14 protein-coding genes are annotated in these 15,824 nt (G+C 37.3%); 11 read left to right on the forward strand and 3 right to left on the reverse strand.

All coding sequences use genetic code 11. The annotated features are described in order from the left end of the window. The first annotated feature begins 34 nt into the window (after positions 1–34). The 4 genes from ahrC to spo0A all read left to right on the forward strand — a co-directional run bounded on the left by ahrC (position 35) and on the right by spo0A (position 4,491). On the forward strand, positions 35–484 hold the full coding sequence (gene ahrC, locus ADM90_RS07955) for a transcriptional regulator AhrC/ArgR (protein WP_053994451.1): 450 nt from the start codon (positions 35–37) through the stop codon (positions 482–484). 34 nt (positions 485–518) lie between these two features. Further along, positions 519–2,210, forward strand: a complete 1,692-nt coding sequence (recN, locus tag ADM90_RS07960; protein WP_053994452.1) for a DNA repair protein RecN — start codon at positions 519–521, stop codon at positions 2,208–2,210. A gap of 122 nt (positions 2,211–2,332) precedes the next feature. Next, positions 2,333–3,280: a SpoIVB peptidase S55 domain-containing protein gene (locus ADM90_RS07965; protein WP_053994453.1), complete on the forward strand. Its 948-nt coding sequence runs from the start codon at positions 2,333–2,335 to the stop codon at positions 3,278–3,280. 419 nt (positions 3,281–3,699) lie between these two features. Then, positions 3,700–4,491: a sporulation transcription factor Spo0A gene (gene spo0A, locus ADM90_RS07970; RefSeq protein ID WP_053994454.1), complete on the forward strand. Its 792-nt coding sequence runs from the start codon at positions 3,700–3,702 to the stop codon at positions 4,489–4,491. 199 nt (positions 4,492–4,690) lie between these two features. Here spo0A and ADM90_RS07975 read toward each other — a convergent pair. Then, positions 4,691–5,832 (reverse strand): IS3 family transposase gene (locus ADM90_RS07975; protein WP_152927953.1). Its coding sequence is split into 2 segments (ribosomal slippage): positions 4,691–5,559 and positions 5,559–5,832, totalling 1,143 coding nucleotides; the frame shifts between segments, so codons are not numbered across the junction. 761 nt (positions 5,833–6,593) lie between these two features. On the opposite strand from ADM90_RS07975, the gene ADM90_RS07990 reads away from it, so the two are divergent. Both ADM90_RS07990 and ADM90_RS07995 read left to right on the forward strand, forming a co-directional pair. Further along, positions 6,594–7,226, forward strand: a complete 633-nt coding sequence (locus ADM90_RS07990) for a hypothetical protein (protein ID WP_053994456.1) — start codon at positions 6,594–6,596, stop codon at positions 7,224–7,226. 476 nt (positions 7,227–7,702) lie between these two features. Continuing rightward, complete coding sequence (locus tag ADM90_RS07995) at positions 7,703–8,053, forward strand: hypothetical protein (protein ID WP_053994457.1); 351 nt, start codon at positions 7,703–7,705, stop codon at positions 8,051–8,053. 411 nt (positions 8,054–8,464) lie between these two features. On the opposite strand, the gene ADM90_RS08000 is transcribed toward ADM90_RS07995, so the two are convergent. After that, complete coding sequence (locus tag ADM90_RS08000) at positions 8,465–9,352, reverse strand: glycine betaine ABC transporter substrate-binding protein (RefSeq protein WP_053994458.1); 888 nt, start codon at positions 9,350–9,352, stop codon at positions 8,465–8,467. Positions 9,353–9,632: 280 nt separating this feature from the next. Here ADM90_RS08000 and ADM90_RS08005 point away from each other — a divergent pair, with 280 nt between their 5' ends. The 3 genes from ADM90_RS08005 to ADM90_RS08015 all read left to right on the forward strand — a co-directional run bounded on the left by ADM90_RS08005 (position 9,633) and on the right by ADM90_RS08015 (position 12,431). Then, positions 9,633–9,824, forward strand: a complete 192-nt coding sequence (locus tag ADM90_RS08005; RefSeq protein ID WP_053994459.1) for a hypothetical protein — start codon at positions 9,633–9,635, stop codon at positions 9,822–9,824. A 323-nt stretch (positions 9,825–10,147) separates the two neighbouring features. Further along, entirely contained in the window at positions 10,148–11,719 is a 1,572-nt protein-coding gene (locus ADM90_RS08010; RefSeq protein WP_053994460.1) for a DUF342 domain-containing protein, read from the forward strand. Beyond that, positions 11,712–12,431: a glycerophosphodiester phosphodiesterase gene (locus ADM90_RS08015; protein WP_053994461.1), complete on the forward strand. Its 720-nt coding sequence runs from the start codon at positions 11,712–11,714 to the stop codon at positions 12,429–12,431. Before ADM90_RS08010 ends, ADM90_RS08015 begins: the two co-directional genes overlap by 8 nt. Positions 12,432–12,478: 47 nt before the next feature. Here ADM90_RS08015 and ADM90_RS08020 read toward each other — a convergent pair whose 3' ends face one another. Then, positions 12,479–12,715 carry a DUF2627 domain-containing protein gene (locus ADM90_RS08020; RefSeq protein WP_004231186.1) on the reverse strand — a complete coding sequence of 79 codons (237 nt, stop codon included), beginning with the start codon at positions 12,713–12,715 and terminating at the stop codon, positions 12,479–12,481. Between the two features lie 400 nt (positions 12,716–13,115). On the opposite strand from ADM90_RS08020, the gene ADM90_RS08025 reads away from it, so the two are divergent. Together ADM90_RS08025 and lpdA are read left to right on the forward strand one after the other, a co-directional pair. Then, positions 13,116–14,192: a Leu/Phe/Val dehydrogenase gene (locus ADM90_RS08025; protein WP_053994462.1), complete on the forward strand. Its 1,077-nt coding sequence runs from the start codon at positions 13,116–13,118 to the stop codon at positions 14,190–14,192. A gap of 196 nt (positions 14,193–14,388) precedes the next feature. Next, complete coding sequence (gene lpdA, locus ADM90_RS08030) at positions 14,389–15,816, forward strand: dihydrolipoyl dehydrogenase (RefSeq protein WP_053994463.1); 1,428 nt, start codon at positions 14,389–14,391, stop codon at positions 15,814–15,816. Positions 15,817–15,824: the final 8 nt, after the last annotated feature.

Below are 15,824 nucleotides of genomic sequence, written 5' to 3' on the forward strand. Positions count from 1 at the left end.
ACATATACTTAATTATTTATAAGAGGTGACGACCATGAATAAAAGCCAAAGACATATACGAATTCGGGATATTATTGCCAATCATGAGATTGAAACACAGGATGATTTAGTCGATTTTTTAAAGGAAGCAGGCTATAATGTGACACAGGCAACCGTATCACGCGATATTAAAGAGCTGCATTTGGTGAAAGTGCCATTACAGGATGGACGTTATAAATATAGCTTGCCCGCTGACCAACGATTCAATCCTATGCAAAAATTACATCGTGCATTGGCAGATGCCTTTGTCAGCATTGATGGGGCATCGCATTTTTTAGTGATGAAGGCTCTTCCGGGGAATGCCAATGCTATCGCATCATTACTTGATCATTTAGATTGGCCGGAAATTTTAGGCACAATTTCTGGGGACGATACCATTTTAATTATTTGTCGAGATGAAAATGAACGTGAAAATACAAAAAAACGTTTATTAGATATGCTGTAAAATAGCGGGGAATTTAATTCAGAGGTGACATTTTGTGTTAAGAGAGCTTAGTATTCGAAACTTTGCCATCATTGAGGATTTGACCGTTAGTTTTTCAGAAGGTTTAACTGTATTAACAGGTGAAACAGGTGCAGGGAAATCCATTATTATTGATGCTGTCCATTTACTTGCTGGTGGACGTGGCAATTCTGAATTTATTCGTCATGGCGCAAGAAAAGCAGAATTAGGTGGCTTATTTCAAATTTCAAGTACAGATCATCCTGTTCTCAAAAAACTAGAGGAGGCTGGTATTGAAATAGAGGAGGACACCATTATTTTACGTCGTGATCTCAATGATTCAGGTAAAAGTATTTGCCGTGTCAATGGTAAGCTTGTGCCATTATCGGTACTAAGAGATATTGGAGCTAGTTTAATTGATATTCATGGTCAGCATGAAAATCAGGAGCTAATGGATGAGAAGCAACATATTCACTTACTCGATCACTTTGCAGAGGAGCAGCTTGTATCGATTCAAACAGCGTATAGTGCACAGTATGATGAATACCGTCTGCTTAAAAAGGAACTTGCTTCCATTTCAATCGATGAGCAATTAATGGCACAGCGTATTGATTTGTATCAATTTCAAATAAAGGAGCTAGAGGAAGCCAATTTAAAGCTTGGCGAGGAAGACGAGCTTCTGGATGAGCGTCGCCGTCTCATGAATTTTAATAAAATTTTTGAACGCTCTAGTGCAGCCTATGAAGCCATCCAAGGGGAGTCAAAGGGTCTTGATTGGATTGGCAATGCCATGGGTGCATTAGAAGACGCTGCCACTGTTGATGAGCAATTTAAAGAGGCCTCTGAAGCCGTGACCACTGCCTTTTATGCATTACAGGATGCCGCTTATCAGGTTAAAAATGCTTTAGATGAATTGGAATTTGATCCAGCTCGTTTGAATGACGTAGAGCAACGTTTAGCCTTACTGCAAAATTTAAAGCGCAAGTATGGTTCAACGGTGGAAGAAATTTTAGCCTATTATGAAAAAATTAAAACAGAATTAAATAAGCTGCTGAACCGTGATGAAATTTTGCAGGTAAAAGAGCGTAGGGTAGTGGAAATGGAAACTGTATTAAATGAACTAGCCACACAGCTTTCAACAGTACGGAAAGCTGCTGCCCAACAGTTAAGTGAGGCAATTATGGCAGAGCTACGTGAATTACATATGGAAAAAGCAAAATTTATTGTGAATTTCGATGAATTGCCCTATTTCGATGCTAATGGGAAGGATCAAATTGTTTTCTATATCTCTACAAATGTGGGAGAACCACCAAAATCCTTACCGAAAATTGCATCGGGAGGAGAATTATCACGAATGATGCTGGCACTAAAAACAATTTTTTCTTCTTCTAATGGTATTACCTCTATTATTTTTGATGAAGTGGATACAGGTGTTAGTGGTCGTGTGGCACAAGCAATTGCTGAAAAAATTGCTGCAATTTCCGTTAATTCACAAGTTTTATGTATTTCCCATTTACCACAAGTTGCTGCAATGGCAGACCATCATTATTTTATTAAAAAAGAAGTCGAACATGATCGAACATTTACATCATTAGCGGAAATTGATCAACATGCACGAATTGTAGAAGTAAGTCGTATGATGTCTGGGGCAGAAATTACCAATTTAACCCTACAACATGCTACAGAGCTTTTAAAAATGGCAGAAGAACGCAAAAAGCAATTGCGTTAATACAAATCCCAAAAACAGTGGAAGCTGTTTTTGGGTTTTTTCATTTTGCACAAATATTTACCGCTTATAAGAATGACACAACAACACATAGTAAAAAGACAAAAATGAAAAGGAGGTGTCGTATGAATCGTCGTTGGCGTCAATTAGTCATTTTGCCTATGCTCATCTTTTTATTTATGACGCCCATTCAAGCTTTGGCTGCTAAAAAGCTGATTCCGATGGGTGAAGCAATTGGCATTCAGCTTCAATTATCACATGTATTTGTCGCACATGATGTACTACTGGCTTCCAATCAGTGGATGAAGGGAGGCGCGGTTATTGAAAAAATCAATAATATACCTGTAAAAACGTTGGCTGATGCCAAGCAAGCTGTTGCGCAAAAAGGACAGCAGCAATGGACGATTAATAGTGAAGGCAAACAAATTACACTGGCATTACAAAACCAAGAAGCAGAGCATGTCATTTCCTTTTTAAAAGATGAAACAGATGGAGTAGGGACATTGACGTATATTGATCCAGAGACAAAAAATTATGGTGCACTTGGTCATCAAATTATCGATTCAACCCTACAAGAAGCCCCGGTATTTAAAGCTGGTTCCATTTTCTTAGCTTCGATTCAACAAATTCGTAAAAGCACACCAGGTCAACCTGGCTATAAAATATCCTCCATTGAAAAACAACAAGAACGGCTAGGTAGCATCGATAAAAATACGGTTTATGGTATTTTTGGACGCTGGGAAGACAGTTATCAACAAAGATTACCCAAAGCCATTGAAATTATGCATGAAAAAGATATAAAACTTGGAAAAGCAGAAATCTACACAGCCATAGAGGGCAGTAAGGTAGAAACCTTTTCCATTGAAATTACAAAGCTTGACAATGAACGCCTTGAATTTATCGTATCTGACGATAAGCTTATTGCAAAAACAGGTGGTATTTTACAGGGGATGAGTGGCAGTCCTATTATTCAAGATGGACGTTTTGTGGGTGCTGTAACGCATATGTTTGTGGAGGAGCCAAAAAAAGGAGCAGCACTAACAGTAGCAGAAATGTTACGCAAGTCCTCATAAGAAAGGATACATGGCAAAAATCCGCTTTATGTTCTGTGGAGAAAATCGCATAATAGGGCTAAAGCAAGTAATGATAAGCCCTTGATTTCTATCTACCCTTTTTCCGCAGAAAACATCGCGGATTTTTGCCTTTATTCATTCTTTTACCAAATATCTTCCAAGATGACAGGATATTTAAAAAACTGTAGTTTTATTTTATTTTTTTATCTAAAATAAGGGATAAGGACATGCGACAAATTGCCATTCTTTAGCGTAACTTGTCGATATAAAAAGAAAGTATCGGACTACATACTCATTTTCGAAAATAGAAAAGGTTTTTCAAGCAAAAATGTCGAAAATTTCACAGTGTGCCAAAAAGGCATTAGGGGATAGGTTATCGCTTTGAACGGTTCAAAGCAAGTCCAGAAGGAGGAATTGGGATGACAAAAATAAAAGTAGCGATTGCAGATGATAATCGTGAGTTATTAAAAACAATGGAACAGTATTTTCAGGGACATTCAGAAATAGAAATTATAGCGACTGCTTCAAATGGAAAAGTTTGTCTTCAAATGCTGGAGGAATTTACGCCAGATATTTTGCTTCTCGACATTATCATGCCCCATCTCGATGGGTTAGCTGTATTAGAGGCCATGTATCAAAATGACAAAATGGCAGCAATCCAAGTCATTATGCTAACTGCCTTTGGTCAGGAAGATGTTATGAAGCAGGCAGTCGAATTAGGAGCCTCCTACTTTATGCTAAAGCCATTTGAATTCGATCAATTGGTACAAAAGATTTTACACTGTGCAGGCCAGAAAGCGACACTTCCCAAAAAATCAAGCGTCTTACAGCCAGCAGCACCTCAAAAATTAAACCAACATCAGTTAGACAGTACGATTACAGCAATTATTAAAGAAATTGGCGTACCCGCACATATTAAAGGGTACTCCTATTTGCGTGAAGCTATTCAAATGGTGTTTGAGGATATTGAGCTACTTGGCTCTGTCACAAAAATTTTATATCCAGAAATCGCGAAAAAGTTCAACACCACGCCATCACGAGTTGAACGTGCTATTCGTCATGCCATCGAGGTTGCCTGGAATCGTGGAAACTATGAATCGATCTCATCCATGTTTGGCTACACGGTCCACCACCTAAAGTCTAAACCAACCAATTCCGAGTTCATCGCCATGATTGCCGATAAAATTCGTATTGATATGATGGCGAGTTAAGTGTTAGTATATGAGGGTTTATGTCGTGGGTGAAATGTTCATACAGTGTAACTTACCCGATAAATTACTAAATGTATGTAATAAATTTTATTTAATTCATCAATAAGTAGTGAAGTATTTATTGGAATTATTTATAAAACACCTTCAATCTACAGGTAGGCACTGAATACTATTTTTGAGACAGTATGAAAACACCTTATTATACAGCCAGTTGACGGTATTGAACCGGCGACTGGTTGTTTAATTTCGTTTTAATCCGAATATTGTTATAATAGTAAATGTATTCTTCGACAATATTTATGACACACGCATTTGTTGTGCGATAAATATCATCGAGGTAGAACGTTTCAGACTTTAGCGAGGAGTGAAACGTTTCAATTGGGGAATTATCAGCGGGCGTGCCTTTACGAGACATGCTCATGGTCATTCCTTTTTCTTTGACTGCCTTCTGATATGCATAAGATGTGTAAACAGAACCCTGGTCGCTATGCAGGATACAGCCTTCTGGTAGATCGGGTAATTGATTTAGCGTATCTAAGACAAAGTCGGTATCTTGTGTAAAACCAATTGTAAACGCAATAACCTCGCCATTAAATAGGTCTAAGATACTTGAAAGGTACATCATAGATTGTCCAAAAGGCAAGTAAGTAATATCTGTTACGAGCCTTTCTAGCGGTTTTAATGCCGTAAAATCACGTGCTAATAAGTTAGGAACAATGTGAGCTGGTTGTCCCGTACGTTTACGTTTCTTTACCTTTACACGACATTGCCAGCCGTATTTTTGCATCACACGTTGCACCGTTTTCTCACTAATGTCAGTAAGTAATTCTGTGATTTTTCGATAGCCGTATCTGAATTTGTGTAACTTGCACAAGTCGCCAATTTGTTGGTCTCGAAGATCCTTTTGAGTGAATTTATTTTCATTGACCTTCCAGCGATAATACGACGAACGAGCTACACCTAAATGACGGCAGATTTCACCAATCGGCATCCTTTCTTTTAACTCCTCTACTAGCTCTACTACAACTTTTGGGACCACTTCCTCTCCAACTCTGCGTACTTTTTTAACACTTCAATTTGTTGCTTTAAATAACGATTCTCTGCTTGTAACTTAGCGGTTTCACTTTCATATTCAGGCCCTTTGCCAAATGTATATTGTTTTCCTACTGGCTGTTCAAGACGATGTAATTCGCCGTTCTTGTACCATTTCATCCATGTTTTTAACTGAGAATGGTTACGAATATTTAGCTCCTCTAGTACTTGTTTTACAGGAATGCCTGCTAATCTCATTTCAATTGCTTTCATTTTCACTTCCACTGGGTAACTCACTCTTGTCCCCATAGAAAAACACCTCCACATTGATTTGATAAGGTACAATACCCGTTTTTCAACGAAAGGTGTTTTTATTTGTCTCATTTTTTTAGGTCAGTGCCGGTATTCGGCTTGTAGGATTGGAGGTGTTTTTTGTCTGAAATAGAAATTGGCCATTAATTATGAAGGATTGTGCGGCAAAAGGATTATCTAAAAAGATGATGAAGTCGAGCAGTCTTTAAAACTTTTTGCTAAGTGATTACATGAGAAATTTGAAATTGATTCACCCCGACAAGTAAAGGCTGACCATTTAAGATGAAATAAAATTTAAATACCAATTAGATGATATCTTTATGTCTAATGATTTAAATAGTGCTGTTTTTTGAAAGCACGGAAAAACTTTGGATTTAATAACTAGAGTAGATTGATCCACAGGAATACAGTACTAAATACCCGATATATGATGGATGCTTTTCTATTTGAAAGTGTTATAAACGTAAATATTATTGAAAATGGTAATGTCATAATTCATTCTACTGATACAAATTCAATAGATGAATCAGTTAGTGGTGGATTTGACAATGAGGAAATTCATCATAAGAAAGTCATATTTAAAATTCGTATACTAGCCATTACAAAGGATATTGTATGACCTTCTTCAGATGTCTTTTGTGTAATAGTAATATTAGACTTAAACGTAATTCTAATGAGTATAAAGATTTATATAAGGCTACCAATAAATTACTAGATAAGATAAAATTAATTACAAGGAAATAAACGGAGGTATAGGGATGAAATCAAAAATATTACTTATCATGGTTGTTATGCTGTCAATAATTGCCTGTAGTACGACTTACATAGCTTATAATATTTATAATAATTCTTATAGCGATGAACAAGAGATTCCTAAGGAGCAAAGCAATGAAAATACTATTGAGACGCAGGAAATAACTTATAGTCAAGAAGAACAAGAAGCTGAACCTTCATCAGAAATGACTATAGAATTATTTAAGTTACTACAGCCAAATATGACTTATGAAGAAGTTACAACTTTAATAAATTTAGAGGGAACCCTTGACCAAACTATGTCATCTATATCTGAAGGAATAGAATCCTACGATTATAAAGGAGTTAGGTACTCTAGTCCTTCATTAACGTTTTTTAACGGTAAATTAGGAGTGGCTAGTCAAGCAGGGTTAACACATACACCTGAGCTTTCACTAGATGGATATAACCAACTTGTTGAAGGAATGCCTTTATCAGAAGTTAACGAACTATTAGGAGAAGGGGAGTATACAGGTTTTATGGATTCTCCAAATAATGGTTTATTAACAACATTTACTTACAAATTAAATAATAACTATATACAATTTGTTTTTTATGATGGATATTTATTTGAGGTTCCTACACTTCCTACTAACTGATGCAAAAGGACTTGTCATCTATATGCAAGTCTTTTTATTACGCTTATTCAATTGCTCCTAAAATTCGACACGAGCTCTATAACAATCTTTACATTCCTATTTAAAAACTGTAAAGTAGATAACAGTATCGAGTTCTATTTTATTCATACAGTCGTTTTAATTTGATTGAGATCAATCCTATTCTTAAATGTTTAAAACATTTGTAAGAATATGCTTGTAATTAAGATCAATTGTTTCGTTATCAGTTATCTAATAGCGGTATAACTGCTTCATAGAGCGAAGTAAGTTAGCTAAAAGTAAAGCTAATTAAAAGTATACTCTCTCATTTCATCGTCATAGCGCGTAAAATTATTGAGAAGGCTCTAGTTGTTTATTGATAGATAACGAGAGTTTAGGCCCATAATACACATATAGTCCACTACAGCTTTATATGATATAATTTAACAACATAATTTTATGGTGGAGGAGGGATAAAGGTGGACAAGGGTGAGTTTCATACATTAGTTAACATGTTGAGCGAGATGCAAGAAGGCTTGAAGGAATTAAAGATTACAGTAGATAAGCTCGAGGTGAAAGTTGATAAACTTGAGGCGAAGGTTGACAAGCTTGAAACGAAAGTTGATAGTCAAAGCGAGAAGTTAGATAAGCTTGAAGCGAAAGTTGATAACCAAGGTGTAAAATTAGATAGACTTGAGGCAAAAGTTGAGGTCATCATGCAACAAACAGCAAAAAATACAGAAATGCAACCGCAGCTTATAGAAACAACGAAACTGGCAAAAAAAGCAATGTTTGAAGTTGAGCTATTAAAAAACTATTTGAATAATTAATGAAAAATATCAAAATAGCTGCGAAAATAACTTAGATTTAGTGAGCGTGTGTTATAGGATAAGCTAACTTAGTGCTTATCTAGTAGTACAATATCTTTTTGGAGAATCCAAGCTAATAAATTCTAATTTTATCATTAGGATGGTAAGCTACGTACATAAAGCAAGGATTTTCAAGCAGAAGATGAATTCTTTATATTTTTTGTTCATGAGTTTAGTAATATAAATCGAAGATCATTAACATGCAAAATCAACGTGGAAATGAAGAGCAATAGGTAATAAAGTACGGTTAAGGCTGAAAGGCAATTTTATAGATTTCTAAAATAGGATGTATTATTTGCTGTTCCTACATCAAAAAATCCATATATGCTGAGTAAGTGTCAGCATATATGGATTTTTCTGTTTTAGCGTGGTTTATTTTGCTTCCAGTTCTTCAATGGAATCAATCTCTACATATGTTGGTACAGCTAAGCCAGAGCGTGCGCCTTCCATATTTGGTCCTAAGTCGACCACATTGTCTTTGTGCTGCTCATAGAAGGTTTTATGCGTCATTGGTAGCCATGGGGCAACGGTAACGTCAGCAGAATCCATCGCCACTGCTTGGAACATGATAGCTGGATCGACTTCTGTTAGCTCGACGTTATAGCCTTGTTCAGTTAAGACATATTTGATGACATTGGACGAGGCTTGTTCAGATTCCCACGGGACAGAAACGACGCGAATGGTTTCGCCATCGACTTTTTCTGTGCCTGCTAGCCATTCATTGACCTTCTCCTGATTGTTTGTGACCCAATTCTCAGCCGCTTCCTCAAATGAAGATTTTTCTGCCTCTGCCATAACAGCCTGCATATCTTCTACATCCCACTGAAAAGCATCTAAAATTTTATAGGCATTTGGCATATCCTTATCAAGGTCAAGTCTTGCAAGGGTATGAATGTTCTCTATGCCACCATAAACATTTTTAGGATCATCTAAAAATTTTAAATCGAATTCTTCAAACATCCAGTGTGGTGTCCAGCCTGTCACGACAATTGGCTCCTCGTTCTTGATAGCCTCATCCAAAAGAATAAGCATCCCTGCTGTGGAACTTTCTTCAATTTCCCAGCCTGCTAAATTCTCATATTCATCCAATACTCTATGTGTAGCATCTGTAATACCTGCACCAGGTTCAATGCCAGTCACTGTATAATTAACAGCCTCTCCTACACCATCATAAACAACCTTTTCTTCTTTATTGCCACATCCTGTTAATAATAGGGAAAGTGACAAAGTTGACAAAATACCAATCTTTTTTAAATACATAACATCCTCCTAAAATAAAAATGGTTTTTATGATAAAAGCTCTCTTTTAAAGTTTGTGCTTCATCAAGAGCTTTACATATCTGACTATTTATAAAGCGTAACATAGAATAAGTTAAGTAACAACTCGTAAATAAAAACAAGTTGTTACTTTAGGTAGAGCTTTCATCTTAAATATAGTTTTAGGATGTTGTTTGGATCTTAAGTGAGTAAGAGGATAGGGCGTTGCTAAAACTCGTATAATAGGGAGTACAAACTACTACTACCAGACAGGTGATAATAGATGAAAACAGTAAATTTTCAATTAGATGGCATGAATTCCTTAGAATTAACGCATTTGGATAATGATTTATTTGAGGTACGTTTAGCAATAGAGGGTCAAATCACTATTTACTATATGTCGTATGAGCGAGTGAAGCAGCTTGGTTCTACATTTTATATAGAAACCGCTTTATCTGAATTCTTTGACAGATAGCGTGGAGATAATATACTGCTTATGTTGGTGATAAAGACCTAATTTATTGTATGGGAAATAATAAAAAGAGACATTATAACGGATTAATGGAGAATAGGTGGCTTTCATTACCTGAATAGAATAACTTTAAATTTAAAGTCTTTTTTATTAAAAAATAAAATTCGCCTATAATTAAATGTACCTAATGATACTGAAAAAATAAAATATTGATAGAGAATTTAATGATTAACTAGTTCTATTTTCTTTCTTGGTAGTGACAATGGTCTCTAAACAAATGTAAGTAGATTGTATATACTTACATATAGAGGGAAGGAGGAGGTAGCTTGATTCTAGTTCGAAATGAAAACTTCGAAATTTCTGAAGAAAACGGCAAGGTATTTATGCTTACTTTTAAGGCAGGTTTCCCATTAAAAGAATTTGATAGCATTCTACGTAGTCATCCGCGGCTAAAGTTATCTAATTTTTCAGTATTAAAGACTGTTCTAACTACAGTAAGCACAAGTGCCGTTGAAATTGGACGCTGGCTTCCAAACATAGAAGCTGAGATTGCACGTGATCAAATGTCAGCCTCTGTTGTTATATATGAAACGTATGAATATATCCAGAATCACAAAGAAAAATTAACGCAGCAAATTTTGGAAAATATTGAAGAGAAAGGGGTTGTTTATGGAATTTTAGATTTCGATATTTCGAAAGCTGAACCAGGAAAAGCATTTTTAATTGCTCAAGGCACACCACCTGTAGCAGGAACGGATGCGCAAATTACATACTTACCTAAACCCGAGAGAAAACCAGTGATACGCGAAGACGGGAAAGCGGATTATTATGATATGAATTTTATATCAGAAATTTCAGAAGGCTCATGGCTAGGTGAAAAGATTCCAGCAACATTGGGTCTTCCAGGAAAAAATGTGCTAGGCGGGGTGATCGCTGCTGTGCCAGGACGAGATTTTCCTATCCGCTATGATACAAAATCGGCCTATGAAGTGGAAGAGGATGGAAAAATCGTGATTCGGTCTAAAATTGCGGGTGTTTTAGATGACGTTAAGGGGATGATTGGTGTAAACAGGCACCTCCCTATTCACGGTGATGTCGGCATTGAAACGGGGAATTTAGAATTTAATGGCTCTCTGAGTATTAAAGGAACGGTTACAACTGGCTACACGGTGATTGCCACTGGTGATATTTCTATAGACGGTGCAGAAGGTGTAAGCGGTGCTAAGCTGATTAAATCCATTGAAGGGGATGTTTATATTCGTGGGGGCATCTTTGGGCTTGGTACGACGGTTGTAGAGGCGGGTGGTAATATTTTTGTTAAGCATGTGAATGAAGCGAATTTATTTGCGGCTGATAGTATTCATATTGGGTTTTATGCGTTAGGCTCGCAACTTTCTGCACAGTCTATTTTTGTGGACGAACGAAAAGGGAAAATTATTGGTGGGCGTACAATAGCGAAAAATACGATTGTTACAGCTATATCAGGTAATCGATTAGAGCGTCGAACAGATTTGATTATTGAAAGCGTTAATAAGCAGGAAGGTCATTTAATGATGCATGAAAAGGCAGCACAGCTTAAACAAGTGCAGTCAGAAATTTTAGCACAGGAGGGAAAAATAAAAGGTATACTACCAATTCTCAACCAACTGTCGAAAGAACAGACGGCAACTTTTGAAGTAACTAAGCAGGCTTTAACAGCATTAAAGGCCGAAGCAGTATCATTAGATCGTGAAATTAAATTACTGATGGAGGAACTGCGCCTTGTGGGAAAAGAGGAGATTATTGTGACGAAGGAAGCACATCCTGGCACATATATTCAAATTGGAAGAAAATCATCCTTGTTAAGTAAAATGACCAATGGTAAATTCCTGGTAGAGTTTGGTGAGCTTAATGTCTAGTCTACCTGTCTTTGCACATCGTGGTGCCTCTGCCTATGCGTTAGAAAATACATTGAAAGCTTTTGACAAGGCATTGGCGCTAGGGGCTGATGGGATTGAATTAGATATTCAATTTTCAAAGGATGGACTGCCTGTGGTGTACCATGATCCACAGCTATCGAGATTGGTAGGCACGAATAAGCTGGTCAGTGATTGTACGCTTGAGGAGCTGCTAGGCTTTAAACTAGGGAAGCCTTGGAGACGTCTTTTTTCCTCCTATAAAATGCCCTCTTTTGAGGCGGTGTTAGCATGGGCAATATTGCACCAGATGCCTTTGAATATTGAGCTCAAATCCACTGGGCTTGATCAAACAAGTGCACTTGTGCGTATGCTGGATGGCCTCATATTACCAGAAGGTAGCCATTTTTCATCTTTTCATTATGAGCTGTTGGAAATTGTCAAAAAACAGCGACCAGAATATGAAACAGCTCTTATTGCCACGAAAAAAATAAAATGGGATTTATTGGCTGATTATCGTGCTGCTGATACGGTGCATATGCATAAAAGATATTATAAGCCACGCTACTTAGAAGCTTGTGTACTCAATGACAAAGCCGGTCGTTTTTATGCGATTGATGGCACAGAACAATTCTTAACCAATCCACATCCTGCTGTGATTGGATGGATTACAGATTATCCAGATAAAGTTTTAGCAGCACAACAACGCGCATAAAAATAGCTATCCAGTAAGTCAATGCAGACTTATTTGGATAGCTATTTTTATTTTTTTTGGAAGCGAGGCGCTACTTTTCCATTTTTTCTGTCGCGATGCAATAAAAATCCTGCGAAAAAACCAAAACCAATAACAAAGAAAATGACTCCTACTACAAATTGTAGCCATAAAAACGGGAAAGGCGAGATAAGCTTACCAAATAATGTATCACGCATAAATTTAATGCCACCTGCAGCCATAAGACCTGGAATAAGCATTACAATAAATGCAGCTAAACGGGCCATAGATACCCCTCCTTATTCCTATTATTATTGTACCTGTGGAGAGGGGAATGTCAAGGAAGGGGAGAAGCAACTTCACCCCTCTACATAGGTGGTTTTTATAACTGAATATTTAGAAAATTGTTACTTAAACAAGATTATGTAATAATAGTTGCGAAATTGTGAATTTGTCAGTATTGTAAAAATAAGTGGAGCAATATTATCCATTACTAAACAATTTTTTCTGCTTATATCGGGGTCTAAACAGCTACTAAAAAGGGAAAATCAGTCTTATAATTTTTATTAGATGGAGAGCATGGTACTAAGGAGAAAATAAATTGTTCAATAAAACTTGATTAGGTTGGGCATTTGGGGATGCACCTTCCAAAGCAAAGGGGCGAGTTTCACGGAAATCTTCAAGTATATGGAAAAGTATGATTACGAACAATTGGTATTTTGCCAAGATGAAGCATCAGGGTTAAAAGCGGTTATCGCTATCCATGATACAACACTTGGACCAGCACTAGGTGGAGCACGTATGTGGACGTATGCGTCAGAAGAAAATGCAATTGAAGATGCATTACGTTTAGCACGAGGAATGACTTACAAAAATGCTGCAGCTGGTTTAAACCTTGGCGGCGGAAAAACAGTGATTATTGGTGATCCATTTAAAGATAAAAATGAAGAAATGTTTCGTGCTTTAGGCCGTTTTATTCAAGGGCTAAATGGTCGTTATATTACAGCGGAAGATGTTGGAACAACGGTAACAGATATGGATTTGATCCATGAGGAAACAAATTATGTAACAGGTATTTCTCCTGCATTTGGTTCATCAGGCAATCCGTCTCCAGTAACAGCTTATGGCGTTTATCGTGGTATGAAAGCAGCCGCTAAGGAAGCATTCGGTTCAGATTCATTGGAAGGACGAAAAGTGTCTGTACAGGGCCTAGGAAATGTAGCCTACAAGCTTTGCGAGTATTTACATAATGAAGGAGCAAAACTTGTTGTCACAGATATTAATCAGGCAGCAATTGATCGAGTTGTCACTGACTTTGGGGCAATTGCAGTAGCACCTGATGACATCTATGCACAAGAAGTTGATATCTTCTCGCCTTGTGCATTAGGGGCAATTTTAAATGATGAAACAATTCCACAGTTAAAGGCGAAGGTTGTGGCGGGATCAGCGAATAACCAATTAAAGGATTCACGTCATGGGGATGTCCTTCATGATTTAGGCATTGTTTATGCGCCAGACTATGTGATTAATGCTGGTGGGGTAATTAACGTTGCGGATGAATTATATGGCTATAATCGTGAGCGTGCAATGAAGCGTGTTGATGGAATTTATGATAGCATTGAAAAAATCTTTGCGATATCAAAGCGTGATGGTATTCCGACATATGTGGCAGCTAATCGTTTAGCGGAAGAACGCATTGCTCGTGTAGCAAAATCTCGCAGCCAATTCTTACAAAATGAAAAAAATATTTTACATGGTCGTTAAAAGATGACGGAGTAAAAAGCACTGATCCAGCGTAATATTTGCCAAAAAATAAAGCAAATTTTTACCATTTATAACGAAATTTTTATGAAGAGCTTATATAAAAAAGCTCTTCATTTTTAACAGCACCATAAAGTGAAACTAAAGCACAGATTAATAGATTGATACTTTAGCACTTTTCTCAAAAGGGGGAATCCATATGGCTCAAAATTATGATGTTGTCATTTTAGGTGGAGGTACAGGCGGTTATGTTGCAGCGATTCGTGCTGCACAGCTAGGGTTGAAAACAGCGATTGTGGAGCGTGAGCGTTTAGGGGGCACATGCTTGCATAAGGGTTGTATTCCAAGTAAAGCCTTACTTCGAAGTGCGGAAGTCTATCGTATGGCAAATAAAACAGCTAGTGAATATGGTGTTACTATTGAAGGTGTGACATTACAATTCGATAAAGTACAGGCTCGTAAACAAGCCATTGTTGAGCAACTAAGCCAAGGTGTCAATGCACTGATGAAAAAAGGAAAAATAGATGTTTATCATGGTACAGGTCGAATTTTAGGACCATCTATTTTTTCACCGATGCCAGGAACTATATCTGTTGAAATGGCAAATGGCACAGAAAATGAAATGCTTGTGCCCACAAATGTTGTCATTGCAACAGGCTCAAAGCCAAGAGGAATGGCAGGCTTAACAGTTGACGGTCAATATGTATTGAACTCAGACCATGCCTTAGAGCTAGCGCAGTTACCAGCATCCTTATTGATTGTTGGCGGTGGCGTGATCGGCATTGAATGGGCATCGATGTTATGTGATTTTGGTGTGGATGTCACAATTTTAGAATATGGACCAACTATTTTGCCAGCAGAGGATGCAGATATTGTCAAAGAAGTAACCAAGCAGTTGGAAAAACGAGGCGTTCGTATTGTGACAAATGTGCGACTTGATACAAATACGTTCAAAATTGAAAATGATAACGTTTTCATTTCTGCGAATATGGATGAGCAGGACGAAATATTTGAAGCGGAGAAGCTATTGTTATGTGTAGGACGTGAAGCAAATACACAAGGCATTGGCTTAGAAAATACAGAAATTGAAGTGGTAAATGGCTTTATTAACGTGAATGATTGTTATCAAACGAAGGAAGCACATATGTATGCCATAGGGGATGTGATTGGCGGCTTACAATTAGCACATGTTGCTTCTCATGAAGGTTTATCAGCCATTGAACATATTGCAACAGGTAAAACAGAGGCAATCGATGTGTTGAAAGTACCAAAATGCGTCTATTCATATCCTGAGGTGGCTAGTATTGGCTTAACAGAAAAAGCTGCCAAAGCCCAAGGCCTATCATTAAAAATTGGTAAATTCCCATTTAAGGCAATTGGTAAAGCGTTAGTGAATGGTGAAACAGAGGGCTTTGTTAAAATTATTGCTGATCAAAAAACAGATGATATTTTAGGCATTCATATGGTAGGACCACATGTGACCGATTTAATTGGAGAGGCGTCATTAGCGAAAGTGCTTGATGCAACACCATGGGAAATGAGCCAGGCGATTCATCCACATCCATCATTAAATGAGGTTTTGGCGGAATCTGCCTTGGCGGTGGATGCTCGTGCTATCCATTTTTAGTCAACTGT

The sequence above is a fragment of the Lysinibacillus macroides genome, from assembly GCF_001281525.1.
In the GTDB taxonomy this organism is placed as follows: Bacteria; Bacillota; Bacilli; order Bacillales_A; family Planococcaceae; genus Lysinibacillus; species Lysinibacillus macroides.

Bases quoted from the DNA above. Each gene is read 5' to 3' on its own strand.
- ahrC (WP_053994451.1), top strand. From the start codon at position 35: ATGAATAAAAGCCAAAGACATATACGAATTCGGGATATTATTGCCAAT.
- ADM90_RS07965 (WP_053994453.1), top strand. From the start codon at position 2,333: ATGAATCGTCGTTGGCGTCAATTAGTCATTTTGCCTATGCTCATCTTT.
- spo0A (WP_053994454.1), top strand. From the start codon at position 3,700: ATGACAAAAATAAAAGTAGCGATTGCAGATGATAATCGTGAGTTATTA.
- ADM90_RS07990 (WP_053994456.1), top strand. From the start codon at position 6,594: ATGAAATCAAAAATATTACTTATCATGGTTGTTATGCTGTCAATAATT.
- ADM90_RS08000 (WP_053994458.1), bottom strand. From the start codon at position 9,352: ATGTATTTAAAAAAGATTGGTATTTTGTCAACTTTGTCACTTTCCCTA.
- ADM90_RS08005 (WP_053994459.1), top strand. From the start codon at position 9,633: ATGAAAACAGTAAATTTTCAATTAGATGGCATGAATTCCTTAGAATTA.
- ADM90_RS08015 (WP_053994461.1), top strand. From the start codon at position 11,712: ATGTCTAGTCTACCTGTCTTTGCACATCGTGGTGCCTCTGCCTATGCG.
- ADM90_RS08020 (WP_004231186.1), bottom strand. From the start codon at position 12,715: ATGGCCCGTTTAGCTGCATTTATTGTAATGCTTATTCCAGGTCTTATG.
- ADM90_RS08025 (WP_053994462.1), top strand. From the start codon at position 13,116: ATGGAAAAGTATGATTACGAACAATTGGTATTTTGCCAAGATGAAGCA.
- lpdA (WP_053994463.1), top strand. From the start codon at position 14,389: ATGGCTCAAAATTATGATGTTGTCATTTTAGGTGGAGGTACAGGCGGT.